Here is a 23454-nt window from a genome sequence, read left to right on the forward strand (position 1 = left end):
CTGCTCATCCAGCACGGCGGTATCGCTATTGATGGTAACGCCGCCCATCGTATGGTGCACGCCGGGCGCGATACGAATGGCGTAGAAAGGCCCCTGGTTTAGCGGATGGCGCATCGCGGTCTGGCGTCCGAAATCCTCATCCTGCTGCCGCTCGACAAACAGGTTGTAGCGTTCCAGCGTCGCCAGCAGCGCGTGCAGATCCATATTGAGCTTAATTGCCAGCTCCTGCGGGGACGGTGCGCTGATGACAAAGCCTTTGGCGAGATATTCATCCGCTGCCTTATTGTTGAGCCTGACTTGTTCATCAAAGATGACCCAAGCGCTTTTTTCCGGCAGGGCGATAATGTCCGCTGAGACTTTATCACGGGTCGCCATTTCGTTGCAGAAACGGTGCCCGGCCTGGCTAACCAGCATAGCGCCGCCGCCTCGAATCGATTCAGAAATCAAATAGGAGGTGGTTTGCTCCACGGTCGGATGGATTTGAATTTCGCCCATATCCACCGTGCCCGCACCCAGCTTTTGCAGCAGCGCGATACCGCCGCCCGTCGCGCCTTTATGGTTAGTAGTGACAAAGCCATCCAGTTCCGGGCGGTAATGGGTAACCATGTCCCGGTTGGCGCTAAAACCGCCGGTAGCGACAATCACGCTGCGCGCGTTAAGAATGCGGCTGTCGTTATATTCATCGACCACTTTTACCCCGCTGACCCTGCCGTCGGCGTAGATAATCTCCTCCACCGAGGTTTCCAGCAGCACTTCAATATTGCGCTGGTTGATATTTTTTACCAGGCCGCTGATCAAAAAGCCCCCCACTGCAGAGCGATCGGCCGGACGATGGGTACGATCGATGCTCATGCCGCCGGTAATGGTGATATCGTTCAGCTCGATCCCTTTCGCCGCCAGCCATTCAATCGCCTCGGGTGCCAGTTCCACGAACTCTTTCAACAGCACGGGATTGTTTTTGAAATGGCCGCCCTTCAGGGTTTCTTCATAGAACAGCGTTTTGCTGTCTTTGATGCCTTTCAGCTTCTGGAAACGCGTTTCCGCCGCGTTCATGCCTACCGAGGCTTTAATAGTGTTGCCGCCGATAGTCGGCATTTTTTCGATAATGGCCACGCGCGCGCCTTCGTCATGCGCCTGAATAGCCGCCGCCAGCCCGGCGCCACCGCTGCCGATAACCACCACATCGTAGTTTTGGGGTGCCTGCGGATTGCCGCCCTCTTCAATGACATGCTCTTTGCTGGAGGTGGCAAGCGCCCGCGACACCGCTTTTTTCAATGCTTCACTTTGGGTAGTCGCGCCGGTAATGGCGTCCACATGCGGGCTGTTAGCCACCAGGATGCGATTGCGCAGGCTTTCAAAGGTAGTGGTGAAATCGACGTCGAGCGTGTCGTCCGGCACCAGTGTGATATCGGTGATACGGTCAGTATCCAGCGCGACGTTGATTTTCAGCTTCAGCGCTTCCGCCTCGACTTTTTCCTGATAGACACCGGCTTTGTATTTCCGGCCGGTCGCACTCATATCGCGGATCATCGCGTCCACCAGCGAGAAGCGCCACAACGGCTCAGGAATCTTCAGCGCTTCACGCCGGTTACTGTCGATAAAGAGCTCCAGACGATCGTTGCGGATAATTCTATCGGCCCAGTCAGGGTAGGCAATACAGGCTTTACCTATCGCCACCAGATCGAAGCCGTGTTCCAGCGCGCTTTCCGCATCGGCCTTATTCACCACGCCGCCGACGCCGATCACCGGCACTTTTGCCAGCGTTTCGGAGCGCATGGCGCGAAATTTAGTAATTAATGGTGTGGGATCGAGGGTATCGACAATGGAAGGCCGCAGCAGCTGCCCCACAGAGAAATGCACGTAGTCCAGCCCGCGTCCGGCCAGTTTTTCCAGCAGGTACATGGTGTCGTCAAAGCGGATGCCGGGCACTTCCAGCTCTTCCGGCGAGAAACGGTAGCCGATAATAAAAGTATCATCAGCGAAGCGTTCAACCATTTTATGCGTGATGTCCAACACTGCCAGCGGGAAACGCGTGCGGTTGTCGCGGCTGCCTCCCCACTGGTCATCGCGCTGGTTGGAATTTGGCGAATAAAACTGCTGGATCAGATAGGTGTTGGCACCGTGCAGTTCCACTCCGTCAAAGCCAGCCTTAATAGCGCGGTTCACCGCGTCGCCGAATTTGGTGATCATCACCTCAACTTCTTCACCCGTTAAGGCTTGCGGTGTGGTCGCGCCTTCGCGCGGTGCGGCGATGGCGCTGGGAGCAACCGGCGTTCTGCCGCCGATCAGCTCCGGTTCAACCATCCTGCCGCCGTGATAAATTTGCAAAATAGCCTGGGAGCCTTTGGATTTGATCGCGCTTGCGATGCGCGCCAGGCCCGCAATTTTGTTGTCGCTATCAATACCTATCGCACCGGGGAAAGCCGGCCCTTTAGGATCGATAAAACAGCACTCTACGATCACCGCGCCCAGGCTGCCGGCACGTTCGCGATAATACTCCACCAGTTCGCTGGTGACGGTGCCATCGTAAAAGCCCGTACAGGTCGTCATCGGGGCCATCACCAAACGGTTTTTTAATACGGCGCCGTTCGGCAGCGTTAGCGGATTAAGGATCGGGGTGAGCGTGTTCATTATTATCGACTCCAAAATGTAAAATTTTTGAACCGTGTTACATAAGAAACGTCTTCGCTTAATTAACGGGTTCTGTTTTATGCAGTAAATATATCAATTCTGTATTTATTAAATTGATTAATTTAGTTATTAAACTTTTTAAATTAACCGAATTAATTATTACAGTGCATAACATTAACGCCAGCAAGATTGTTACCTATCAGTTAACAAAATGCAAATTATAACTTCTAACTTGAAAAATATCCTTATAAATCAATTTATTAAAAATATAAATACCAATTAAAGCAAATAAAATTGCAACATAAAAACATTGCCAATGTAACAAAGTCAGCCGAGGGATGGCAGAAAAAGCATTTCCGAAAAAAAAGAAGAAACTGGCGGAAAATATTTATTGATCCAGATCAATATTATTATATCGGGAGAACTGCATTATCTTCACAGTTCCTTAATAGTATGTTAAAAACATGTTTAAAACAGACCATTCTGTCACCAGGGTCGCGGTAAAATAGCCCGTTAAAAAAGGCGCAGCCATTAACCGGGACATATTTGTTTTATTACTGTCAATTTGCAGATCATCACTATGAAAACAAAATCAACGTCGAGTGGATCTCCCGCCTTACCGGGAGCAAAAAAACGTTTCGTTATGCTTTTTCTGCCTGTCCTGGTCACGGTGCTGCTGCTGCTGGCGCCGGTACCTGGCGGGCTGGAGCCGTACGCCTGGCGCTTTTTCGCAGTGTTCGTTGGGGTGATTGTGGGCCTGATCTTCGAACCGCTGCCCGGTGCGGTCATCGGCCTGACCGGGGTGGTGGTCATTGCCCTGTTCAGCCACTGGCTGCTGTTCAGTCCGGCCGAGCTGGCCGACCCGAAATTTAAGGCAGCCACGCAGTCCTTTAAATGGGCGGTAAGCGGGTTCGGCAACTCTACGGTCTGGCTGATTTTCGGTGCATTTATGTTTGCCGCTGGCTATGACAAGACGCAGTTTGGCCGCCGCCTGGCACTGATCCTGGTGAAATATCTGGGACGCCGCAGCCTGACGTTAGGCTACGCCATTACCTTCGCCGATCTGCTGCTGGCCCCTTTTACGCCCTCCAACACGGCGCGCAGCGGCGGCACTATTTACCCCATCATCGCTAACCTGCCGCCGCTGTACGGTTCCAAACCCAACGACCCCAGCGCCCGCAAAATTGGCTCCTATCTGATGTGGGTGGCGATTACCGCAGCCTGTATTACCAGCTCAATGTTCCTGTCGGCACTTGCCCCCAACCTGCTGGCCCTGGCGCTGGTAAAAAGCATCGTGGGCTTCGATATTTCCTGGGGGAACTGGTTCCTCGCCTTTCTGCCGCTGGGCTTGCTGCTGATCCTGACTATGCCCTTACTGGCCTACTGGCTCTATCCGCCAGAAGTAAAAATCAACGACGAGGTTCCGCGCTGGGCAAAAAGCGAACTGGAAAAATTAGGCAAGCTGTCGCGTAATGAAATGCTGCTGCTGCTGTTTGTGTGCGGCGCGCTGCTGATGTGGATTTTTGCCACCAGCTGGATTGAACCGGCGATGGCGGCGCTGCTGGTGGTGGTGCTGATGCTGTGGACCGGCGTCCTGAACTGGAACGATATCACCAGTAATAAACCCGCCTGGAACACCTTCGCCTGGTTCGCCACGCTGGTGGCACTGGCCGACGGCCTGGCACGCGTGGGCTTTATCGCCTGGCTGGGCAAGGAAGGCGGGCAGTTGCTGACCGGCTTCGACCCTCAGGTGGCGGCCGTGATGCTGCTGGTAGCTTTCTTCCTGCTACATTACCTTTTTGCCAGCACTACAGCCCATACCACCGCGCTGCTGCCCGCGATGCTGACCATTGCTGCCGCCATTCCGGGTATCAATATGCCGGTTTACTGCCTGATGATGGTGACTTCGCTGGGCGTGATGGGGATTATTACCCCTTACGGCACCGGCCCCAGCCCAATCTATTACGGAAGCGGCTATCTGCCGACCAAAGATTACTGGCGGCTCGGCACGATTTTCGGCGCTATTTTCCTTGGGGGCATGATGCTGATTGCCTATCCATGGATGGTCATGATGTTCTGACCGAATAAAATACCAGGCTGACGGGCCTGTCAGCCTCTTTCCTTGCCGTAGCCCGCGCTGCGGCTTACCAGGTGAGCAAAATGTCAAACAAACCTTTCTTCTATCAACCCCCTTTTCCTCTCGCGCCTGACGACACCGAATACTATCTGCTGAGCCGCGAGCACGTATCCGTCAGCGAATTTGCCGGCCAGGAAGTCCTGAAGGTCGAGCCTGCTGCATTGACGTTACTGGCGCAGCAGGCGTTTCACGACGCTGCTTTTATGCTGCGTCCCGCGCACCAGCGCCAGGTAGCCGCCATTCTGAGCGATCCAGAGGCCAGCGAAAATGATAAATACGTGGCGCTTCAGTTTTTAAGAAACTCGGAGATTGCGGCAAAAGGCGTGCTGCCGACCTGCCAGGATACCGGCACGGCCATTATCATGGGCAAAAAGGGCCAGCGCGTCTGGACCGGCGGCGGCGATGAAGCGGCGCTGTCGCAGGGCGTCTACAACACCTATAGCCAGGATAACCTGCGCTATTCGCAGAACGTCGCGCTGGATATGTATCGCGAGATCAATACCGGGACCAACCTCCCCGCTCAGATCGACCTTTATAGCGTGGACGGCGATGAATATAAATTTCTCTGTATGGCGAAAGGCGGCGGCTCCGCGAACAAAACTTACCTGTGGCAGGAAACACGCGCCCTGCTCAACCCCGGCAGGCTGGAAGCCTGGCTGACGGAAAAAATGCGCACGCTGGGTACGGCGGCCTGTCCGCCTTATCATATCGCTTTTGTGATTGGTGGCACCTCGGCCGAGAGCACGCTGAAAACGGTCAAGCTGGCCTCGACACATTACTATGACGGCCTGCCGCTTGAAGGCAACGAGCATGGCCAGGCATTCCGCGATCGCGAGCTGGAACAGGCGCTGCTGGCAGCGGCACAAAAGCTGGGACTGGGCGCCCAGTTCGGCGGCAAATATTTCGCCCACGATATTCGGGTGATCCGCCTGCCGCGCCATGGGGCTTCTTGCCCGGTCGGCATGGGCGTTTCCTGCTCCGCCGATCGTAATATCAAAGCGAAGATCAATCGCGACGGCATTTGGATCGAAAAGCTGGAGGACAATCCGGGACGCTATATCCCGGCGGAACTGCGCCAGCAGGGCGAAGGCGAAGTGCACCAGATCAACCTCAACCAGCCGATGGAAACGGTTCTGGCGCAGCTGTCGCGCTATCCGGTTTCCACCCGACTTTCGCTGAGCGGTACCATTATCGTCGCGCGCGATATCGCCCACGCGAAGTTTGCCGAGCGGCTGGAAAGAGGCGAAGGCTTACCGCAATACCTGAAGGATCATCCCGTTTATTATGCCGGACCGGCCAAAACCCCGGAAGGCTATGCTTCCGGCTCGCTTGGCCCGACAACGGCCGGACGAATGGATTCCTACGTCGACCTTCTGCAGGCCAACGGCGGTAGCCTGATTATGCTGGCGAAAGGCAATCGCAGCCAGCAGGTAACGGATGCGTGTCATAAACACGGCGGCTTTTACCTGGGCAGCATCGGCGGGCCGGCAGCCGTTCTGGCACAGCAGAGTATTAAAAGCCTGACGTGCGTGGAATACCCCGAACTGGGAATGGAAGCGGTATGGCAAATCGAGGTAGAAAACTTCCCGGCGTTTATCCTGGTAGATGATAAGGGCAACGACTTTTTTGCGCTGATTGCGCAAAATCAGTGTGGGAAGTGTGGAAAATAGGTAACGGCTCGCCCGGACAAAGAGAGCGGTTCGGCGGTGGCATCGGCAATCAGCTGACGCCGCCGCTCGCTGTCATCAATGCTTTGACCGGTGCGCTACAGGCAAATACCGACCGACATAAGGCGGCAGGGAACAGCGAAAGCGGATTTTCTTTTGCTGCACCTGTCGCATGCTGTCAGGCCTGGGCGCAAAATCAGGTCCAGCGTCAGCATTAGGCAGTCAGGCAGTCAGGCAGTCAGGCAGTCAGGCAGTCAGGCAGTCAGGCAGTCAGGCAGAAAAAATATGACGAAAGCGTAGATCCTCCCTTCTTTTCCTCTGTTATTCCGCTAGTTGGGTGTAGCCATAGGGTTACAAAGGCAGCCCCCTTTATGTCTCTTATACATTTTCCTGTTTCTGTCCCGGCGGATTATTTCCCTGTGGCCATGCCGCGTTACCAGGGATTAAAAAGTCACGAGCCATCATGCCAAAGCCGCTAAAAAAACCTGAACAGGACAGACTTTTAGTGGGCTTTGAAAAGCACCGTTAAAAGGCGTGCTGTTATTTTACCTTGCCTCTTCCCTGCCCAGAAACAGGTCTGGGCTTATTACCTGCTGTCGACTGTTTTATCATATCGATCAGAAAATACAGGCCAGATAAAATGCCATCCTTAACGTTATTTTTCGCTGGCTGAATTGCTTTGTCCAGGAGCCTGAAGAATAATCGCATAGCGCGCCAGCAACTGTTTTAACCGATGATCTGTTTTCCCTCTTAATACCGGCGAGAGGGGATTCAGTTCCAGCTGACGTAGCAGCTCTTCTGTTGGCTGCATCGCCTCCAGAGGTTGCTGAACGGTAAACAGCTGCGCCTCCATTTCTGCATAAGTAAGGCAACCTGCGCGCTGCGCCTCTGTTGCCGTTGCCAGCAACTTTTTCAACCTCAACCGCGCTGTATGCCATAAAACCAGTTGCTCCCGGGGTAGCGCGGCCAGCACGATAGCCTCCTGCCAGTTTTTATCCTCCCCGACCCGCTCTGGCGTCACCTGACTGGCCAGCAGCGCGATATGCTGTGCTTTATCCAGCTCGGGTTCCATGAGCTGAAAAGCCCACATCCCTAAAGTACACAAGACAAAGGCCGCAAGCATACCGGCAAAAAAACCCCGGCTACGCGCCCAAAAACTAAAATTAACGGCCAGCGCGCCAGAGCGGGTCAAATCACCCGGCACATAAACCAGCGGTGTAAATTCATCACCGCGGCCTGCTCGTGCCAGGGAGGCCATAGCCGTCATCCTGTCGATTTGGGGTTGACGCTCTGATGCAGCAAACTGCGCAATCAGCTCGCTGATTTGGATAGCCAGGCTGTCAAGCTGGCTCAGATGTTTGCAGGCCAGAACCTCAAGCGTTTTGATATTCTGTTCTGACTGTGCCTGCAAACGGTAAAGCAAATCGAGATCGCTCGCTTGTGGCTGGAGCACTTTAAGACGTTGTTGGATGCCGGCACTCAGCCAGGTCACAATGGCCAGTCGGGCTGAAAGCGGGTGCGGCCAAAGTGTCGGCCACTGATGTTTCATCATGGCCGTGATGATTTCAAACCCCTCGCACAATCCGGGCAGCCCGGCACTGTGCGCTCTGGCCAGGGTATACCAGGCTACGCTTTGCAAGTCCATACCATTCGCCCGAAAAAGCGCGATAGCCAGCGCTTCCACCTGCTGCCAGTCCGGGCCCGGTTCGCCAGCCTGATTAAGCATGGCGATTTCCTGTCGCAAAGCGAAAAATTCCGGACACACACGAGGGTCGCCGCCGGTCTGCAAAACCGTATCTCTATGTGCTGTCATGCCGGTTATTCCTTTTTTAAAAATCCTTTGAACGGGCTACGAGCAGCTTGCTGCGCCGTGCTTTCCTGCGCCACGGCAAAACAATTTCCCCTCAAAACTGAGAATAGAAAATAATGCATCCCTAAAGTCACCGGTAATATATTAACCAGAAAGGTGATTTGCGAAAGGAATTTATTGCTCTTGTGTTCAGGGGGAGCACATTGCACATGGAAGTCATCGCTTTACTTTTCAGTCCCCTTCCGGCCAATCTTTGTCAGCAATATACAAAAATGATTTGCCTTGTAGCCTGCCCGCATCCCGATAAAGCCCCACACGGAGGCTGCCTCTCACAAACTGGCTTTTGCAGTGAATAACGCTCTTACGTATTGATCCACTTTATAGCGTGGACTCCCGCTGGTTTTTAGCCAATTATTAAAAAACGCATCCTGAAAAGTGGTTTTTTACTTTCATTTCCATAATAGATTAAATTAAATAATTCCAGTTCAGACAGGTTTTATTTAGCGTCCTGCTGATAAAAAGCCTGGCACATCACATTTCGCGGCAGTGGGCCAAACGGGTTGTGGAATTTAGACTAAAGTTTGTTTCAGGGTCAATAACTTACAGCTATTCGATTGGGATAGGGAGAACGACTGATGCAGAAAGTTGAAAAACGTCAATGGAAAACCGTACTTTCACTGCCGCTGTTGATTGCCGCGCTGACGCAGGCCGGCTTTGCCGCCGCGGCCGACGGACAACCGCAGCCGCCTGATATCACGCTGGGGCCGCTGTTTAAGGCGGTACAGAGCGCTAAACTGTTTCCCGATCAAAAAACCTTCGCGGATGCTCTGCCAAAAACCAGCCCCAGCCTGATCCTGGCTGACTGGCAGATGCAGAGAAAGCAGCGCAATTTTGACCTGCGCCATTTTGTGAACACGAACTTCACGCTGCCCACCAAAGGAGCGGCCTACGTCCCGCCTGCCGGACAAAGTCTGCGTGAACATATTGACGGGCTTTGGCCGGTACTGACCCGCGATGCGAGGCCGGTAAACCAGTGGGATTCTCTGCTGGCATTGCCTAAGCCTTATGTGGTGCCGGGCGGGCGCTTCCAGGAAATTTATTATTGGGACAGTTACTTCACCATGCTTGGCCTGGCCGAGAGCGGCCACTGGGATCGCGTGCAGGATATGGTGGATAACTTTGCCTCGCTGTTGGATAACTACGGTCATATCCCTAACGGTAACCGTAGCTACTATCTCAGCCGCTCCCAGCCGCCCTTTTTCAGCCTGATGGTGGATCTGCTGGCGACGCATAAAGGCGACAGTGTTTACCGCCAGTATCTCCCGGAGCTGCAAAAAGAATATGACTACTGGATGCGTGACGCAGACAAAATTAAAGCGGGCGAAGCCAGCAAGCGGCTGGTTAAGTTGAAAGACGGCACGCTGCTTAACCGCTATTGGGATGCTCGTGACGTGCCCCGTACCGAGTCTTATATGGCCGATGTTGAGACAGCCGGAAAAGCTAAAGGACGGGATAAAGGTGAAGTTTATCGCGATCTGCGCTCAGGTGCGGCTTCCGGCTGGGACTTTAGTTCACGCTGGTTCGCTAATCCCAATGATATTACCTCAATTAAAACAACCGCGATTTTACCCGTCGATCTGAACTCGCTGATATTCCATCTGGAACAAACGCTGGCCCGCGCCAATAAAGAAGCCGGTCATGCCGACGTCAGCGAGCAGTTTGCACAGCGAGCCGAACAGCGCCAGCAGGCGATTAATCGTTATTTTTGGGATGAAAAGCAGGGCTGGTACGTCGACTACGACTGGAAAGCGGCTAACGTCCGTCCACAGCTGACAGCGGCCACGCTGTTCCCGCTCTGGTTCAAGGCGGCAACGGCGGATCAGGCTAACCGGACGGCGACGGCGGTGCAGGCGCAGCTGGTTAAGGAAGGCGGGCTTGTTACCACCAACGTCAATAACGGCCAGCAGTGGGATGCCCCGAACGGCTGGGCGCCATTGCAGTGGGCGGCGGTACAGGGACTGAACAACTATGGCAAGCAGACGCTGGCAAAAGATATTGGGATACGTTTTTTGAAAAACGTGCAAACCACCTATGACAAACAGCACAAGCTGGTCGAAAAGTATGTGGTGGAGGGCAGTAACCTGGGCGGCGGCGGCGGCGGCGAATATCCGCTGCAGGACGGTTTTGGCTGGACCAATGGCGTTACGCTGAAGTTAATGGATCTCTACTGTCCGAAAGGCGTGGTATGTAACAACGTCGGTGATATCACTAAAGGCCAGTAAGCCTTTTTTCAGGCGATCGCGGATCGCCTGATTTTCCTTCCCTACTTTGCTCTCACCTTCTTACTCCCCCTGCGCGTTTTATCAGAATTATCACGGATTGTAGGAAACTATTGTAAAGATAATAATTATCATTAAGATTACCATAATCTTTACATTTTGCCGCCAGTCACTGGCCGGTGGCGCTCTTTGTCCGATCTTCGAAAGGGAAGAAGCATGGTTTTCGCTCAAAAACGCCTGCTGTTCTGTACTACATTGTTTGTCTCACCTGTTGCTCTCTGTGCCACCGATACGCTGGTGGTGACCTCTGCCCCTGCGGAAACGGCCACCACGCCTACCGTCGGGTATAACGCCACCACCAGTCAGGGCGCGATGAAAACCGACCGACCGCTGGCGCTGACCGCCCAGTCCGTTTCGGTTATTACCCGTCAACAGATGGAGGATCAGGGGGCTACCGATGTTAACCAGGCGTTAAGCTATACCGCCGGAGCTTTTACTAACTTTGCCGGCGCGGCCAGCCGTTACGATACCGTCTCGCTGCGCGGCTTCCACGGCGGCGACGTGGATAATATCTTCCTCGACGGCCTGCGGCTGATGAGCGACCCCGGTAGCTATAACATTTTGCAGGTTGATCCCTGGTTTCTGGAACGTATCGATGTGATTAAAGGCCCGTCATCGGCGCTTTATGGTCAAACGGTGCCCGGTGGGCTGGTGATGGAAAGCTCGAAGCGCCCGCAGTTCCGTCAGGAGGGTCACTTCCGCGCCTCGGCAGGCAACCATAACAGCACCGGCACCGCCTTCGACTATACCGATGCGATTAACGAACAGTGGGCGTTCCGGCTGACCGGCCTTAGCCGCCACAGCGATACGCAATATGATCACACGCGCGAAGAGAAATATGCCCTTTCCCCTTCCCTGCTGTGGCAGCCCGATGAAGACACCTCTTTGCTGCTACGCGCCTATCTGCAAAAAGACCCTTCGGGCGGCTATCATGGTGCCGTGCCTGGCGACGGCAGTATTACCGAACACAACGGGCGCAAACTGAGCACCGGTTTTTACGATGGTGACAGTTCACTGGATCAATTTAAGCGGCACGAGCAGATCTACAGTTATGAGTTTGCCCATCGCTTTAACGATACCTGGGCTTTCCGCTCTAACGCCAGCTACGCCCACTCTGATGTCAGTCTCGATCAGGTTTACCAAACTGGCTGGGATCCGGATAATACGGATCGACTGAACCGCTACTATTCTGGCTCCCGCTCGTCGCTGGACGCTTTTGCGCTGGATAACCAGCTGGAGGCGGATTTCTCTACGGGCGAGCTGGCGCACAAAGTGGTGGTGGGCGCGGAGTACCATCAATATAAGAACGATCTCAATGAAGCCAGCGGCAACGCCAGCCAGCTGAACGCGCGTACGGGTGCAGCCCTCGGCCCTCAGCCGGCTTACGATTTTACCCGTTCACAACGCCGCTATTACCAGACAGGCGCCTATTTGCAGGATGAGATGATCTGGCAGCAGTGGCATATCGATCTGTCCGGACGCTACGATCGTATCGTTTCACAAACGGAAGATTATGCGAAGGCAGACAAGCACCGCCGTCAGGACGATCATATCAGCGGACGCGCCGCGCTGCTTTACGCCTTCAACAACGGTGTTTCACCTTATGTGAGCTACAGCCAGGCGATTACGCCGCAGTCCCTTTCCGACGTGAATGATAATTTGCTGCGGCCGACCACTTCAGAACAGTATGAAACCGGCGTGAAATATCAACCGCCAGGCACGTCGGATCTCTATAGCGCAGCCGTGTATGATTTGACGCAGAAAGATGTGGGCAACCGCGTAGTCAAAGAGTCCTATTACGAGCCGGCAGGCAAAGTGCATTCTCAGGGGCTGGAACTGGAAGCGCATAACCAGTGGACACCGCGCCTGAGCACGCTGGCCAGCTATACGCTTAATCACGTACGTTATAAAGATGCCGTAGACGGTAATGATGGCCACACGCCTTACGTTACGCCGAATGCGGTAGCTTCTTTCTGGGGCAAATATCAGTTCGCCCGGGGAATCAGTGCGGGTGCGGGCGTGCGCTATATCGGCAAACAGTGGGCTGATAATGAAAATACCACGCGTCTGCCTTCCGTTACGCTATTTGATGCTTCGGTAAGAGCCGATCTCGGCGTCTGGAACAGCAGCCTGAAAGGCGCTTTCGTGCAGCTGAACGCGACTAACCTGACCAATCGTCAGTACGTGGCGGCGTGTTACGGCACGGGCTACTGCTACTGGGGAGCGGAGCGCTCGGTGATGGCAACCGTTGGCTACGATTTCTGACGCTGGCTGACCACCAAAGAAAAACCCCACGCCGAAGCGTGGGGTTTCTCAATAAGCTTTACCGCTGTGCGGTCAGCTTCTGACTTTACGATAGATCCACAGCACCACGATGGCGCCAATCACCGCCACGATAAAGCTGCCGAAGTTGAAGCCGTCTACCTTACCGAAACCGAACATCGTACTGATCCAACCGCCGACCACAGCACCGACCACACCCAAAATCACGGTGATGATAAATCCGCCGCCATCTTTACCCGGCATGATCCACTTAGCGATGATACCGGCAATCAGACCGAAAATGATCCATGACAGAATACCCATTTACTGCTCCTTTGCTTCTACTGATTAGACGGCATAAGTATAGGCAATATTTCTAACTCTGTGATTTAAAGCCAAACTTTTTGCAATTTTTTTTTCAGACTGGCTAAAGCGCCACGTGCTAATGCCGATAATTCGACATAACATCGACAGGTGCGGGCTTTCTGACACCCAATCGGAGCAGGACGTGAACGAAGAAGACAAAGAGCAGTATCTTAAGCGCGGCCCGCTTGCCGTGCTGGCGGTATTAAAAAATCTGCTAAAAAATCAGACACCTGTCATGGTATCCCATGAAAGAGGCCAGTTTATTACGCGCCTGCTGGCTGTTGATAAAGCGCGCCTGATCGTCGACTACGGCAGTAATGATTATGAAAACCAGCTGGCGCTGGACATGCACGAGCTGCACCTGACAGCTGAAACGCAGGGCGCGAAGGTCGGGTTTACGCTTAACAGGCTTGAAAAAGACAGCTATGAAGGTCAGCCCGCCTTTGGTGCTGGTCTGCCAGACGAGCTGATAATGATACAACGGCGTGAATTTTTTCGCGTCGCCGCTCCGCTAAACCCCGTTTTTTACTGTTATGTCCGGTGGCCGGACGGCAGCGGTGAAACACGGATGCGAGTCCAGGACCTGTCCCTCGGCGGGGTTGGCGTGTTAAGCGACTCTCCCGTCCCGGAAAGCCTGGAAGGCGGCGAAATCTTTAAAAAGGTCTGCGTCGAACTGGGCGAGTATGGTCGCCTGGAAGCAGACGCCATGTTGGTTAACGTCGGCCAGCGCAAGGTGGTAGGCAATAAAAGCGAGACCGTTGTCACGCCGCGTCTGAGCTTTCGCTTTGCCTCACTGGATTTCACCCAGGAGCGTCTGCTACAGAATGTTATTTTCTCGCTGGAACGCCTGGCGCGTGAAAAAGCCACGCGTTTTCAGTAGCCGGAAGCGGAGCCATCCGCCCCGGGTAGCCTGATTCATGCCTTGCTGTCCCTTAAATCGTCCGATAGGCCGTGGTTACCTTCCAAAGGTAACGCGGCGCCTGGGCAGCCGGATGCTTGCTCTGAACATGCTGATAAAACTCTTCCGGCGTCATGGTGTTAATCATGGCGATAGCGCGATCTCTGTCACGTGAAAAGGTTCTCAGCAGCGCACCTGCCCCGTTGGCATAGGAAACGATGGTAGCGTAGCGCAACGTTTTCGGATCGCGGATCCCCGCCAGCGACTGATCCTGCAAAATTTTCAGATAAGCCGTACCGATATCGATATTTTTCACCGGATCGCGCAGTTCGGATGAACTTGGCTGACCGTGACGGCCCTGTACCCGATAGACTTCCCGGCCCGCCGTAGAGGCTTTTATCTGCATCAATCCAATGGCATTCGACTTGCTGACTACCGTTGGATTGCCGCCCGATTCCACGGAAATGATCGCCTCAACCAGCTTTTGATCAACGCCATAGTTGTGCGCGGCGTTCTCCGTAAATAGCGACCATGCCTGAGAAACTTTACCCGGCGGAGCTTTGGTTAGCGGGGTTTGCCGCTGATGTTCATTCGCCTTATGCGGCTGGCTGGCGCAGCCGGCCAGCAAAAGCATACCTACGATTGCCGCTGTTTTTACGCTCTTCACGCTATTTTATTCCTCTGAGCCTTAGCTTCACGTTTTATCATAGCGGCAGTTTGCCGGGATAATATTACCGAAACTCCTAATTTAGCGCAGCGGTGGATGACTTCAGCTGCGCTTTTCGTCATTATCAGCCGTATTGGACCCTGTATTGCGCAAAATGATTCCCTAACCTTGTGCACAAAACAGCTGCCCTGTCTGAAAACACAAGGCTACCAGCTTTACCAGGACGGAAAACCGTTGAATAAGGGCCAAAATTTAGCCAATTAAGGATAAAAGTGAAGATTATGTCCGTTACTCCACGCACTTTCCATTTGATTGCGCCTTCCGGCTATTGCCAAAATCAGGCGGCCGCGCAGCTTGCCGTGCAGCGTTTGCAGGAGCAGGGTCATCGGGTAACTAACCTGCCCGCGATTGTCCGTCGCAGCCAACGCTTTGCCGGTAGCGACGAACAGCGGCTACAGGATTTGGATTTGCAGCATGTTGAGGCGGACATTGTGATGCCGGTTCGCGGCGGCTATGGTGCCACCCGACTGCTTCCCCATTTCGATGCTGCAACGCTGGCCGCACGCCTGCGGGAGCGTCCAATGGCCATCTGTGGCCACAGTGATTTCACCGTCATCCAGATGGCGCTGCTGAAAGCAGGCGGGCAAACGTTCAGCGGCCCGATGCTGGCCAGTAATTTTGGCGCAGACGTCGTTTCCGATTTCACCCTCAATCATTTCTGGCAGGCACTGACCTCCCCTGAATTCACGCTGACCTGGCAAACAGCACCACAGACGGTAGATGTTTCCGGCAGGGTATGGGGAGGTAATCTGGCCATGCTGACATCACTGATTGGTACGCCGTGGCTGCCGGAAATAGACGGCGGCATTCTGGTCATTGAAGATATTAATGAACACCCTTTTCGCGTGGAAAGAATGCTGCTGCAACTCGCCCAGCACGGCGTGCTGGCACGGCAAAAAGCCATCGTGACGGGCAGCTTTACCGGCGTAAAACTCGGCGAGTACGATAACGGCTACGATTTTGACAGCGTATGGACGCTGATACGCGAGCTGACCGGCCTGCCGGTCGTGACCGGCCTGGAATTTGGCCATCACTGGCATACCGTGACGCTCCCGCTGGGCGCACATGGCCAGCTGCGGGTCGAAAACGACGTGGCCAGACTGTCCCTGTCGGGACATTCGGTGCTGCGGGAGCATCCATGAAGCAGCTGTATGAAGATCTTTGGATCTCCACGCCGGAGTTTCCGCCAGGCGAACAGGATCCGGAAGTCATGATGCATGGCTTTCTGCTAAAGCTTTCTCGTGGCAACGTGCTGATCTCACGCGTCGAGGACAGGGAAGATCACAATATCATCAGCGATCTCGGGGGGATTTTCCGCCATTATCTGACCCACTGGCACGAGGCCGGCCCCGGCACGCAATTGCTGCAGCAGCGCTTTAACTCTGCACTTTATTGCCATAACCGCGCGCTCGGTCCCGTTAGCTCGTTCGCCGAAGCGGACGATACCTTTAACCAGGCGGAAGTTCACTGCGGCAGTCTGCACGTGGTGCCCACACCGGGGCATACGCCAGGCAGCACCACTTACCTTTATGCTTCGCCCTATGGCAAGACCTATCTTTTTGTCGGCGATACTGTCAGCCTCAGCCACCAGCGCTGGGTCACCGTGCTGGTGCCGGAAAGCAACGAAGCGGATCTGAAAAAAACGCTGGAATTTTATCGGGCGCTGCGGCCGGACGTGGTGCTGATGGGCACGACAAAAGGCCACCTTTCCTGGCAGGAAGTGACGATAAGAGAGTGGCTGGCGCTGCTGGACGAAGCGGAGAACTCGCCGCTGGATCTACGCCAGCGGCCCGGAGAATAATTGCCTTTTTCTGACTACAGCGTTTTCGTCAGGTAAAACCGCTGGTGTACGCGCGGATAATTATCCAGCACCAGCTTGACTACATATCCCTGTTTTTCATAGAAGGGTCGGGCCTGGAAGCTGGCGGTGTCTACCTGAGCATAGAGGCAGCCGCGTCTTCGGGCCTCCTCTTCCGCCGCCGCTATCAACGCCGTGCCGGTCCCCTTTCCGCGCAGTGCCTCACTGACCCAAAGCATATTGATACGTAGCCAGTTGCCTGCGGTTGACCCGGTGAGGCCAGCCAGCTTTTTACCCTGGTCATCTTCAATAAACACGCCCAGGCTTTTTAACTCGCTGATATCCATAAACCGCGCGTTAAAAGCCAGCAAACCGGCTTCGATTTCTGCCAGTTCTTCCGGTTTGGGCTGATGCGTTACTCTGATAGCCATACTGTCCTCTTCAAAGCGTAAGGGTGCAGGTTTGCTGCTCGCGCCAGGCATTAGCGGGATTTTCACAGCGCAAGCCACTCAGGATTCGACTTTCCCCGAGGCGTCGGTACGTTGCAGCGTAACCGTACTGTTTTCCCGTTCGCCGGTACGGCTACAGGAAACCAGACTCTTTTTGCCGTTAAACGAGAAGAACGTTTCGTTGGTGCTTTGGTTCATTACCATCTGATCGCCATTGCGAAACAGCACCATAGCAACTTTATCACCATTATCGGTACGGGACTGCTGACTACCAGAAGCAATCTGGAAGTTATCGCCCGCCCACAAAATGGTGGTCAGCCCATACTGCGCATGGGTCACGGTCATGGTCGGCCTGCCCGGACAGGTGATTTGATATTCACTGTTTTGCATCGGCTCGGCGCTATCAGAGGCGTGTGCAAAAAAAGAACAAACAAAAAGTCCGCCAGGGACGAGGCAACGAAACATGGGTATTCTCCGGGCAAGTATCTGATAAGTCTGGCCCCGTATCCTGCCCTCGTCCCGACCAGGCCGCAATCAGAAGTGACCTGGTCTGTGCTACAGGCTGTCCATCTCTTTAATATCTGACTGCTGCACCGCCTGTTGCGTGCCGGACTCATCGGTATAGATAACCATACCGGTAGCTTTATCGAGTACAGGCTTCCCCTCAACGACTTTTGTTGAGCCGTCGCGCATATGAATAACATGGTCATTTGCGCACCCGCTCAGCAAAGCGGCGGCGGCAATCAGTGGAAAAAGGAATAATCTTTTCATCTTTTCTCTCCTTAGGTTAACTCGCAAAGGTGTAGTCTACGTACAGAGCAATTTTGAGGCGTACTGCGCTACAGGACAGGTTACAAGTGCTAAACAGATAGGGAAGGTTATCGCCGCCATCAGCAAATTTCAGTTGAAGCCAGGCAGAATTAACTGTATTTTTATCCAGCATTTATAACCAGGACCCCTCTCATGTTTGTTGAACTGATTTATGATAAGCGCAACGTTGCGGGCTTACCAAACGCGCAGCAGCTAATTTTAGATGAACTGGAAAAGCGGATAAAGCGAGTTTTTCCCGATGCCGACGTCAAAGTAAAACCTATGTAGGCAAACGGCGTGAAAACAGACGCCAGCAAAAGCGACAAATCGGTAATGTTGAGAATTATTGAAGAGATGTTCGATGAAGCAGACCAGTGGCTGATTGCCGAGGAATTTTGATAACCCTCGCATTTTAGACGACGTAATGCCCATTTTTGACCGCTGATGGTTGCGTTTTACCGTCTTCATGCCACTATTCTTCTATAAAGTTTCCCTGGTGTTGGCCCGTGATTATCCTCTTTGCGGGCATTTTTTTATCTGTACACTGAAACCCCACTGATGGGTCCTCGCGTTTTCTCCCGCCACTTATTTTAATAAATTGTTAAATATTTATTTAAATAAGTTTAAATTAAGCCGCAGCCTAAAGTTTTCTCCGCCCGAGCCGACGATCTGAGCAGACAATTATTCAGGACTCTATCATGGCAGTTATATCTGTTCCTTCTCTGGGAGGGCTACTGGCACAAGCAGAATGGCGAAAAGGCTCGCCTTTAACAAAAGAAGAAGTAGAAGAGATTCGGGATATTACCACGCTGGTGCAGGTGCCGGATAATATCGCCCGCGGCATGGATCTTTTTTGCGGATACGGTGATGTCGATCCGCAAAAATGTTGGGAAACATGGCAACGCTATCGGACCGTCTTACGGGTAAAAACGGCCTGAGAGGAATTAGCGGTTCTCGTTCGCCTTTTGATGCTCAGCGATTTCGGCGTAAAGCAGATCGTAAACCTGTGCAGCATAGGCCGAGCTGTCTCGCAACATTTGAATAGCATCCTCCAGCGTTTGCGGCTCCATCTGGCCTACAATGCGCCACCCCAAAGCGATATTCTTCGCTTCTTCCAGTCGTTCCGGATGATAGACATACGCAGCTTCTGACACGAAATTCTCCTGATTTGAGTTTTGGCCCTATTTTACTGACCAATGGCTGAGCATCTCAACCCTTGATTTAAACAGATTTAAACCTTTTGCTCTTTTTGCGCGCTTTTTACCAGGAAACGTTTTTTTATCCGGCAAATCCGGAAACATAAAAGAAAAAAACAGACTAATCCTGGCAAAGGAAAGCGGCAAACCCCATGATTATTCACCGCCTGTGGCGAATAATGTAAGGAAATCGTTCGTTTTGCCACAATTAAAGGAATTTTCACGTAACAGAACATGTCTGACGGGTTTTACTTTATTCGAAAAATGAAAAAAGTGCTTATTTATAGCCTGCATTGAGTAGACGCTGCCTTTTATTACAGTGGGTTACAACCTGCCAAACGGTTGGCAGATTGCGGAATAAACCACGGGTTGAATGCCGGGTTATTGCAGTAATTTTGGTTAGGGAAAAATAAAATATTACAGGACCAGCGTGTCGTACCAGTACCGATCAAAAAAAGAACTCCTGCCAGAAAGCCAGGCCGACCGGCAGGCGAAATTTCATCTACCGGGCCGCAGCACGGCCAGGAGCACCGCTATATTGCCTTTTGAGCGAAATACCGCCGCACAGAACACGAGGTTAACGATAATAGATGCCCAGTTAGTGTGCTCATAGTTATCGAAAAAGTATCGGAAGGGAATAGAGCCGTAGGCCAGTACGAACAGGTAAGCTAACCATGATGCCCACCATTCATGGTGAGCGCCGGCCTTGCGAAAAAACATCAGCCGCAGGGCAATTGCCGAGCAGGTGATCACATTGGTAATCACCATAGGATCATTTGTTACCATGAAAGCCTCCTTTAATACGCGCCAGCCAGGCGGCGGGATCCTGCTGACTAAAGAATGTTAAGGTTTTAATGGCTAACGCGGAGAGCAGCACTGCTCCCAGCCCATCCAGCGGCCTGTCGGTGTAACCCAACAGGCCGGCCAGCTTAGCGCCGACGACATCGGCACCGAACACACCAACGATCCATGAGACAACAAAATAAGCCGCCCGCACGCGCAAGCCGATGTCAGCTGCGCCAGCAACATAAAAAACCGCGCCGGCAAAAGCGCCAAACAGCACGCTATAATTCATGCCACCTAACTGACTCGCCACACTCGCTCCGGCTGAAGATACCACGCCAATCCCCACTACCATTTCATGAATGAACATAGAGCCCCCTTTCTGCTTCAGCGTCTTCTCAAATGGACGAGAATAAGTCCCGGCCTGCGCCAGGAATAAGAAAAATCGATTTTGCACAGCTGGAGTAGTTGATATTTTTACATTAGTGCGGGAAATGCGTACGCGTGAGCGCGCTGTAAATTTATTTGGAGCTGATTCTTAAAAGTTATACGTCAACCTGGAAGAGACGCCTGCCATAAAGAACAGCCACGTCATGCGGCGCCAGGGCGCTGTCTGTAGAGCGGTGAGGTTACAAAGAAAAGAGAGTTGGGCCGGTGTTTATTCGGTAAAAGGTATCACTTCTGCTGTGACCAGCAGTTTATCAAGTTTTCCCCGCTTCCCGTCTCAGAAATCACGACCGCCGCCGCGTATTTTTATATGTTCAAAAAGCGCGATAAAGATAAGAAATGATGGGAGACAAAGTTTCCAGTTAGCAGTCTTGCTACTCTACCGGCCCGCAAATCGCCCACCCGCCGGGCCCAACCGTTGAGGCTGCCAGACACTTTAATGGAAACAATTTTAAATAAAACGTTGAAAGAAAGGATTTTTCACTCGATACTTTTTGAAGGGATGGCGAATATTTTCATTACGCTGATGCTGGCAGTGATAGTGGCCGTACCCGTTACGCAATCTGCCGTACTGGCAGCGCTCTCCGCCGTAACGGCGATGCTGTGGAATATCATCTTCAATCGTGTATTTGATGCTGTTCAGACCCGGATGGCTTTCAGGCGGACTCTGCTCGTCAGGATCCTACATGCCGTCCTGTTTGAAGCCGGTCTGCTTGCCGTCCTGGTTCCGACAACCGCCTGGTGGTTTACCATCTCGCTCCCTAAAGCATTTATGTTGCAAATTGCGCTGATCGCCTTTTTTCTGCCTTATACCGTCGTGTTTAATTATGTTTACGACTATTTCCGGTTTCATTGGGTTTGCCGCCCAAGGGGGGCAGAGAGGTGATAATGCCGCGGATTATAACAAGCTGCCTGATTTTACTGATGTTAGCCGTCATGCTTATCAATTATTCGGTTCCGGTCAGGGTTGCCATTGAGGATCTGATTTATCATCTGGCCTTGCTTATGATGCATTATCGTTCGCTCTGACAGCGCTTGTCTGAGACGGCATTTTCGTGATTATGAGGAGAGTGATGACCGATTTCGCTGCCGATGTTCCCATTTTGCATCTGCTGTGCGGTAAAATTGCTTCTGGCAAATCTACCCTGGCGCAGCAGCTGGTTAACGCCCCTCGCACACTGGTCCTGTCTGAAGACAGCTGGCTGGCCGGGCTGTTCGGGCCGGAAATGAAAAACGTTACGGATTACGTAAATTATGCTGCGAGGCTGCGTGAAACGCTGACACCCCACCTTGTGGCACTTTTGAACACCGGGACTTCCGTGGTGCTGGATTTTCCGGCTAATACGATCGCCCAACGTCAGTGGATGAAACAGGTCGTGATGCAGGCCCGCTGCGCGCATATCCTGCATTTCCTGGACGAGCCGGACAGCCTGTGCAAAGCCCGCCTGGCAGTAAGAAATGAGGCCAAAAGCCACAATTTTGCTGCTACGGAGGCCGAGTATGCGCTTATCAGCCGATACTTTGTCGCCCCTGCAAGTGAGGAAGGCTTTAACATTAAACGCTACTGCAGCCATCCAGGCTAAGGTAAGGATGATGATCAGACTGGCACGCCCTGAAGAAGCCCGGGCGCTATGGCGAATACGCAATCTGGCCATCCGTGCCGGTTGCCGCGCGTCATACGGTGAAGAAAAGGTGATGGCCTGGACACCAGACGAGATGCCGGTCGGTTATGTCCGGGCTATTATTCAGCATCCTTTTTTTGTCGCGGACGCGCCGGGTTTTCCGGTCGCAACGGGCTTTTTAGATCTTAAGATGCACAGTGTTGAAGCTATCTTTACTCTGCCGGAGTACATGGGCAACGGGTACGCCTCACAAATTCTGTCAGCCATTAAAACCGAGGCGTTATCCCGGGGCATCACTACCCTGACGCTTTCTTCCACCCCGGATGCCATGACCTTTTATCAGCGCCACGGCTTCACGCTGCTCAGAGAAACGGTTTACCCCTCAACGCTGGCGGGCGATCTGCTCTGCATGGAGATGCAGGCCAGTCTGTAACGGTCAGAAAAAGTTACATTTTGAAAAAGCCAAAAAATTACTTTTATAACAGAGAGTTGACTGGATTTTCATTTGTCCGGCTTGCGATTCAGCACAGGCCTGCCAGGGTTAACGGAGCGTTTTAACAAGAGATGTATTTCAACAGGAGGTTAAGATGGCCCGTTTTCAGCAAAAGGTCGTGGTGGTTACTGGGGCAGGTTCCGGTATTGGGCAGGCTGCAGCGGAACGTTTCGCCAGCGAAGGCGCGTCTGTGGTGCTGGTAGGCCGCACAAAAGAAAAACTGGATAAAGCGTTAGCGAAACTGACCCAGGGCGATCATCTGGTTGCCGCCTGTGACGTGGGCGAGGCAGACCAGGTAGAGCAGCTCGCCAAAAACGTGCTGGATAAATATGGCCGGGTGGACGTGCTGGTCAACAATGCCGGGCAGATTGTCCAGGGGCGCATTCATGAGATCGCGCTGGATGACTGGAAAAAGCTAATGAAGGTGGATCTGGACGGCGTATTCTATTGCGTGCATTACTTTATGCCTGCGCTGCTGAAAAGCAAAGGTAACGTGGTGAACGTTTCTTCCGTTTCCGGACTGGGCGGCGACTGGGGCATGAGCGTTTACAACGCGGCTAAAGGTGCCGTCACCAACTTTACCCGTTCGTTAGCGATGGATTACGGCGAAGACGGCGTACGCGTAAACGCCATTTGTCCGGGCCTGACCTTTACCGATCTGACGGAAGAGATGAAAGACAACCAGCCGCTGCTGAATAAGTTCTACGAGCGTATTCCGCTGGCACGTGTGGGCGAACCGGAAGATATCGCCAGCGCCATTGCGTTTATCGCCAGCGATGACGCCCGCTATATTACCGGCGTTAATCTACCGGTCGACGGCGGTATTATGGCTTCTAACGGCCAGCCTAAACAGGCCTGATGTTTCTGGCGGCACGCCGTGCCGCCAGATTTCTGTTTGCTGACCACCCTGCACTGACGCTTTCAGCCGTCGCTTATCTGGCCGCAATCACTTTATCGCCCTGCTCTGATGCCTTCAGTCTTCGCGTGTCTGATGCAGCCTCGCCGTGCTGCTCTGATGC

At 53.2% G+C, this 23454-nt stretch carries 22 protein-coding genes and 1 pseudogene; 13 read left to right on the forward strand and 10 right to left on the reverse strand.

Annotation, left to right across the window (positions count from 1 at the left end; translation table 11 throughout):
• Window positions 1-2631, reverse strand: a 2631-nt coding sequence (locus RTK32_RS03665; RefSeq protein ID WP_312042152.1) for a flavocytochrome c, incomplete at its 3' end; no start/stop codon positions are given.
• 580 nt (window positions 2632-3211) lie between these two features.
• Here RTK32_RS03665 and RTK32_RS03670 point away from each other — a divergent pair.
• Both RTK32_RS03670 and fumA read left to right on the forward strand, forming a co-directional pair.
• Window positions 3212-4711, forward strand: coding sequence for a DASS family sodium-coupled anion symporter (locus tag RTK32_RS03670; RefSeq protein ID WP_312042153.1), 1500 nt, complete (start codon window positions 3212-3214; stop codon window positions 4709-4711).
• A gap of 80 nt (window positions 4712-4791) precedes the next feature.
• Window positions 4792-6438 carry a class I fumarate hydratase FumA gene (gene fumA, locus RTK32_RS03675; protein ID WP_312042154.1) on the forward strand — a complete coding sequence of 549 codons (1647 nt, stop codon included), beginning with the start codon at window positions 4792-4794 and terminating at the stop codon, window positions 6436-6438.
• A 652-nt stretch (window positions 6439-7090) separates the two neighbouring features.
• Here the strand turns inward: fumA and RTK32_RS03680 are convergent.
• Window positions 7091-8248 (reverse strand): type VI secretion system ImpA family N-terminal domain-containing protein, encoded by a 1158-nt coding sequence (locus RTK32_RS03680; protein ID WP_312042155.1) that lies wholly within the window; start codon window positions 8246-8248, stop codon window positions 7091-7093.
• Window positions 8249-8880: 632 nt separating this feature from the next.
• On the opposite strand from RTK32_RS03680, the gene treA reads away from it, so the two are divergent.
• Together treA and RTK32_RS03690 are read left to right on the forward strand one after the other, a co-directional pair.
• Window positions 8881-10527, forward strand: a complete 1647-nt coding sequence (treA, locus tag RTK32_RS03685; protein WP_312042156.1) for an alpha,alpha-trehalase TreA — start codon at window positions 8881-8883, stop codon at window positions 10525-10527.
• 213 nt (window positions 10528-10740) lie between these two features.
• Window positions 10741-12849, forward strand: a complete 2109-nt coding sequence (locus RTK32_RS03690; RefSeq protein ID WP_312042157.1) for a TonB-dependent siderophore receptor — start codon at window positions 10741-10743, stop codon at window positions 12847-12849.
• A 72-nt stretch (window positions 12850-12921) separates the two neighbouring features.
• Here the strand turns inward: RTK32_RS03690 and RTK32_RS03695 are convergent, their stop codons facing one another.
• Entirely contained in the window at window positions 12922-13170 is a 249-nt protein-coding gene (locus RTK32_RS03695; RefSeq protein ID WP_312042158.1) for a GlsB/YeaQ/YmgE family stress response membrane protein, read from the reverse strand.
• Window positions 13171-13354: 184 nt separating this feature from the next.
• Here RTK32_RS03695 and RTK32_RS03700 point away from each other — a divergent pair, with 184 nt between their 5' ends.
• Window positions 13355-14092, forward strand: a complete 738-nt coding sequence (locus tag RTK32_RS03700; protein ID WP_312042159.1) for a flagellar regulator YcgR PilZN domain-containing protein — start codon at window positions 13355-13357, stop codon at window positions 14090-14092.
• Window positions 14093-14144: 52 nt separating this feature from the next.
• Here RTK32_RS03700 and emtA read toward each other — a convergent pair whose 3' ends face one another.
• Window positions 14145-14744, reverse strand: coding sequence for a membrane-bound lytic murein transglycosylase EmtA (emtA, locus tag RTK32_RS03705; protein WP_312042173.1), 600 nt, complete (start codon window positions 14742-14744; stop codon window positions 14145-14147).
• 314 nt (window positions 14745-15058) lie between these two features.
• Here emtA and ldcA point away from each other — a divergent pair, with 314 nt between their 5' ends.
• Together ldcA and RTK32_RS03715 are read left to right on the forward strand one after the other, a co-directional pair.
• Complete coding sequence (gene ldcA, locus RTK32_RS03710; protein WP_312042160.1) at window positions 15059-15979, forward strand: muramoyltetrapeptide carboxypeptidase; 921 nt, start codon at window positions 15059-15061, stop codon at window positions 15977-15979.
• Window positions 15976-16638, forward strand: coding sequence for an MBL fold metallo-hydrolase (locus RTK32_RS03715; protein ID WP_312042161.1), 663 nt, complete (start codon window positions 15976-15978; stop codon window positions 16636-16638). Before ldcA ends, RTK32_RS03715 begins: the two co-directional genes overlap by 4 nt.
• Before the next feature lie 14 nt (window positions 16639-16652).
• Here the strand turns inward: RTK32_RS03715 and RTK32_RS03720 are convergent, their stop codons facing one another.
• From RTK32_RS03720 to RTK32_RS03730, 3 genes are all read right to left on the reverse strand, one after another.
• Window positions 16653-17066 carry a GNAT family N-acetyltransferase gene (locus RTK32_RS03720; protein ID WP_312042162.1) on the reverse strand — a complete coding sequence of 138 codons (414 nt, stop codon included), beginning with the start codon at window positions 17064-17066 and terminating at the stop codon, window positions 16653-16655.
• A gap of 78 nt (window positions 17067-17144) precedes the next feature.
• Entirely contained in the window at window positions 17145-17474 is a 330-nt protein-coding gene (locus tag RTK32_RS03725; RefSeq protein WP_312042163.1) for a hypothetical protein, read from the reverse strand.
• Window positions 17475-17639: 165 nt separating this feature from the next.
• Window positions 17640-17855, reverse strand: coding sequence for a YgdI/YgdR family lipoprotein (locus RTK32_RS03730; protein ID WP_312042164.1), 216 nt, complete (start codon window positions 17853-17855; stop codon window positions 17640-17642).
• Window positions 17856-18047: 192 nt separating this feature from the next.
• Here RTK32_RS03730 and RTK32_RS03735 point away from each other — a divergent pair.
• Window positions 18048-18293, forward strand: a pseudogene (locus RTK32_RS03735) (DinI-like family protein).
• Window positions 18294-18592: 299 nt separating this feature from the next.
• Window positions 18593-18832: a hypothetical protein gene (locus RTK32_RS03740; RefSeq protein WP_312042165.1), complete on the forward strand. Its 240-nt coding sequence runs from the start codon at window positions 18593-18595 to the stop codon at window positions 18830-18832.
• 6 nt (window positions 18833-18838) lie between these two features.
• On the opposite strand, the gene RTK32_RS03745 is transcribed toward RTK32_RS03740, so the two are convergent.
• From RTK32_RS03745 to RTK32_RS03755, 3 genes are all read right to left on the reverse strand, one after another.
• Entirely contained in the window at window positions 18839-19048 is a 210-nt protein-coding gene (locus RTK32_RS03745; protein ID WP_312042166.1) for a hypothetical protein, read from the reverse strand.
• 540 nt (window positions 19049-19588) lie between these two features.
• Window positions 19589-19876, reverse strand: a complete 288-nt coding sequence (locus RTK32_RS03750) for a phage holin family protein (RefSeq protein WP_312042167.1) — start codon at window positions 19874-19876, stop codon at window positions 19589-19591.
• Window positions 19863-20243 carry a putative holin gene (locus RTK32_RS03755; protein ID WP_312042168.1) on the reverse strand — a complete coding sequence of 127 codons (381 nt, stop codon included), beginning with the start codon at window positions 20241-20243 and terminating at the stop codon, window positions 19863-19865. Before RTK32_RS03755 ends, RTK32_RS03750 begins: the two co-directional genes overlap by 14 nt.
• Before the next feature lie 516 nt (window positions 20244-20759).
• Here RTK32_RS03755 and RTK32_RS03760 point away from each other — a divergent pair.
• The 4 genes from RTK32_RS03760 to RTK32_RS03775 all read left to right on the forward strand — a co-directional run bounded on the left by RTK32_RS03760 (window position 20760) and on the right by RTK32_RS03775 (window position 23294).
• Window positions 20760-21206, forward strand: coding sequence for a PACE efflux transporter (locus RTK32_RS03760; RefSeq protein ID WP_312042169.1), 447 nt, complete (start codon window positions 20760-20762; stop codon window positions 21204-21206).
• Window positions 21207-21393: 187 nt separating this feature from the next.
• Window positions 21394-21903 carry an ATP-binding protein gene (locus RTK32_RS03765; RefSeq protein ID WP_312042170.1) on the forward strand — a complete coding sequence of 170 codons (510 nt, stop codon included), beginning with the start codon at window positions 21394-21396 and terminating at the stop codon, window positions 21901-21903.
• A 7-nt stretch (window positions 21904-21910) separates the two neighbouring features.
• The gene (locus tag RTK32_RS03770) at window positions 21911-22375 is read left to right on the forward strand and encodes a GNAT family N-acetyltransferase (RefSeq protein ID WP_312042171.1); all 465 of its coding nucleotides are present in this window, start codon (window positions 21911-21913) and stop codon (window positions 22373-22375) included.
• Between the two features lie 154 nt (window positions 22376-22529).
• The gene (locus RTK32_RS03775; protein ID WP_312042172.1) at window positions 22530-23294 is read left to right on the forward strand and encodes an SDR family oxidoreductase; all 765 of its coding nucleotides are present in this window, start codon (window positions 22530-22532) and stop codon (window positions 23292-23294) included.
• Window positions 23295-23454: the final 160 nt, after the last annotated feature.

This window comes from Erwinia sp. (assembly GCF_031978025.1).
In the GTDB taxonomy this organism is placed as follows: Bacteria; Pseudomonadota; Gammaproteobacteria; order Enterobacterales; family Enterobacteriaceae; genus Erwinia.

Coding starts and splice junctions, on each gene's coding strand:
- RTK32_RS03670 (WP_312042153.1), top strand. CDS start 3,212: ATGAAAACAAAATCAACGTCGAGTGGATCTCCCGCCTTACCGGGAGCA.
- fumA (WP_312042154.1), top strand. CDS start 4,792: ATGTCAAACAAACCTTTCTTCTATCAACCCCCTTTTCCTCTCGCGCCT.
- RTK32_RS03680 (WP_312042155.1), bottom strand. CDS start 8,248: ATGACAGCACATAGAGATACGGTTTTGCAGACCGGCGGCGACCCTCGT.
- treA (WP_312042156.1), top strand. CDS start 8,881: ATGCAGAAAGTTGAAAAACGTCAATGGAAAACCGTACTTTCACTGCCG.
- RTK32_RS03690 (WP_312042157.1), top strand. CDS start 10,741: ATGGTTTTCGCTCAAAAACGCCTGCTGTTCTGTACTACATTGTTTGTC.
- RTK32_RS03695 (WP_312042158.1), bottom strand. CDS start 13,170: ATGGGTATTCTGTCATGGATCATTTTCGGTCTGATTGCCGGTATCATC.
- emtA (WP_312042173.1), bottom strand. CDS start 14,744: ATGCTTTTGCTGGCCGGCTGCGCCAGCCAGCCGCATAAGGCGAATGAA.
- ldcA (WP_312042160.1), top strand. CDS start 15,059: ATGTCCGTTACTCCACGCACTTTCCATTTGATTGCGCCTTCCGGCTAT.
- RTK32_RS03715 (WP_312042161.1), top strand. CDS start 15,976: ATGAAGCAGCTGTATGAAGATCTTTGGATCTCCACGCCGGAGTTTCCG.
- RTK32_RS03720 (WP_312042162.1), bottom strand. CDS start 17,066: ATGGCTATCAGAGTAACGCATCAGCCCAAACCGGAAGAACTGGCAGAA.
- RTK32_RS03725 (WP_312042163.1), bottom strand. CDS start 17,474: ATGCAAAACAGTGAATATCAAATCACCTGTCCGGGCAGGCCGACCATG.
- RTK32_RS03730 (WP_312042164.1), bottom strand. CDS start 17,855: ATGAAAAGATTATTCCTTTTTCCACTGATTGCCGCCGCCGCTTTGCTG.
- RTK32_RS03740 (WP_312042165.1), top strand. CDS start 18,593: ATGGCAGTTATATCTGTTCCTTCTCTGGGAGGGCTACTGGCACAAGCA.
- RTK32_RS03750 (WP_312042167.1), bottom strand. CDS start 19,876: ATGGTAACAAATGATCCTATGGTGATTACCAATGTGATCACCTGCTCG.
- RTK32_RS03755 (WP_312042168.1), bottom strand. CDS start 20,243: ATGTTCATTCATGAAATGGTAGTGGGGATTGGCGTGGTATCTTCAGCC.
- RTK32_RS03760 (WP_312042169.1), top strand. CDS start 20,760: ATGGAAACAATTTTAAATAAAACGTTGAAAGAAAGGATTTTTCACTCG.
- RTK32_RS03765 (WP_312042170.1), top strand. CDS start 21,394: ATGACCGATTTCGCTGCCGATGTTCCCATTTTGCATCTGCTGTGCGGT.
- RTK32_RS03770 (WP_312042171.1), top strand. CDS start 21,911: ATGATGATCAGACTGGCACGCCCTGAAGAAGCCCGGGCGCTATGGCGA.
- RTK32_RS03775 (WP_312042172.1), top strand. CDS start 22,530: ATGGCCCGTTTTCAGCAAAAGGTCGTGGTGGTTACTGGGGCAGGTTCC.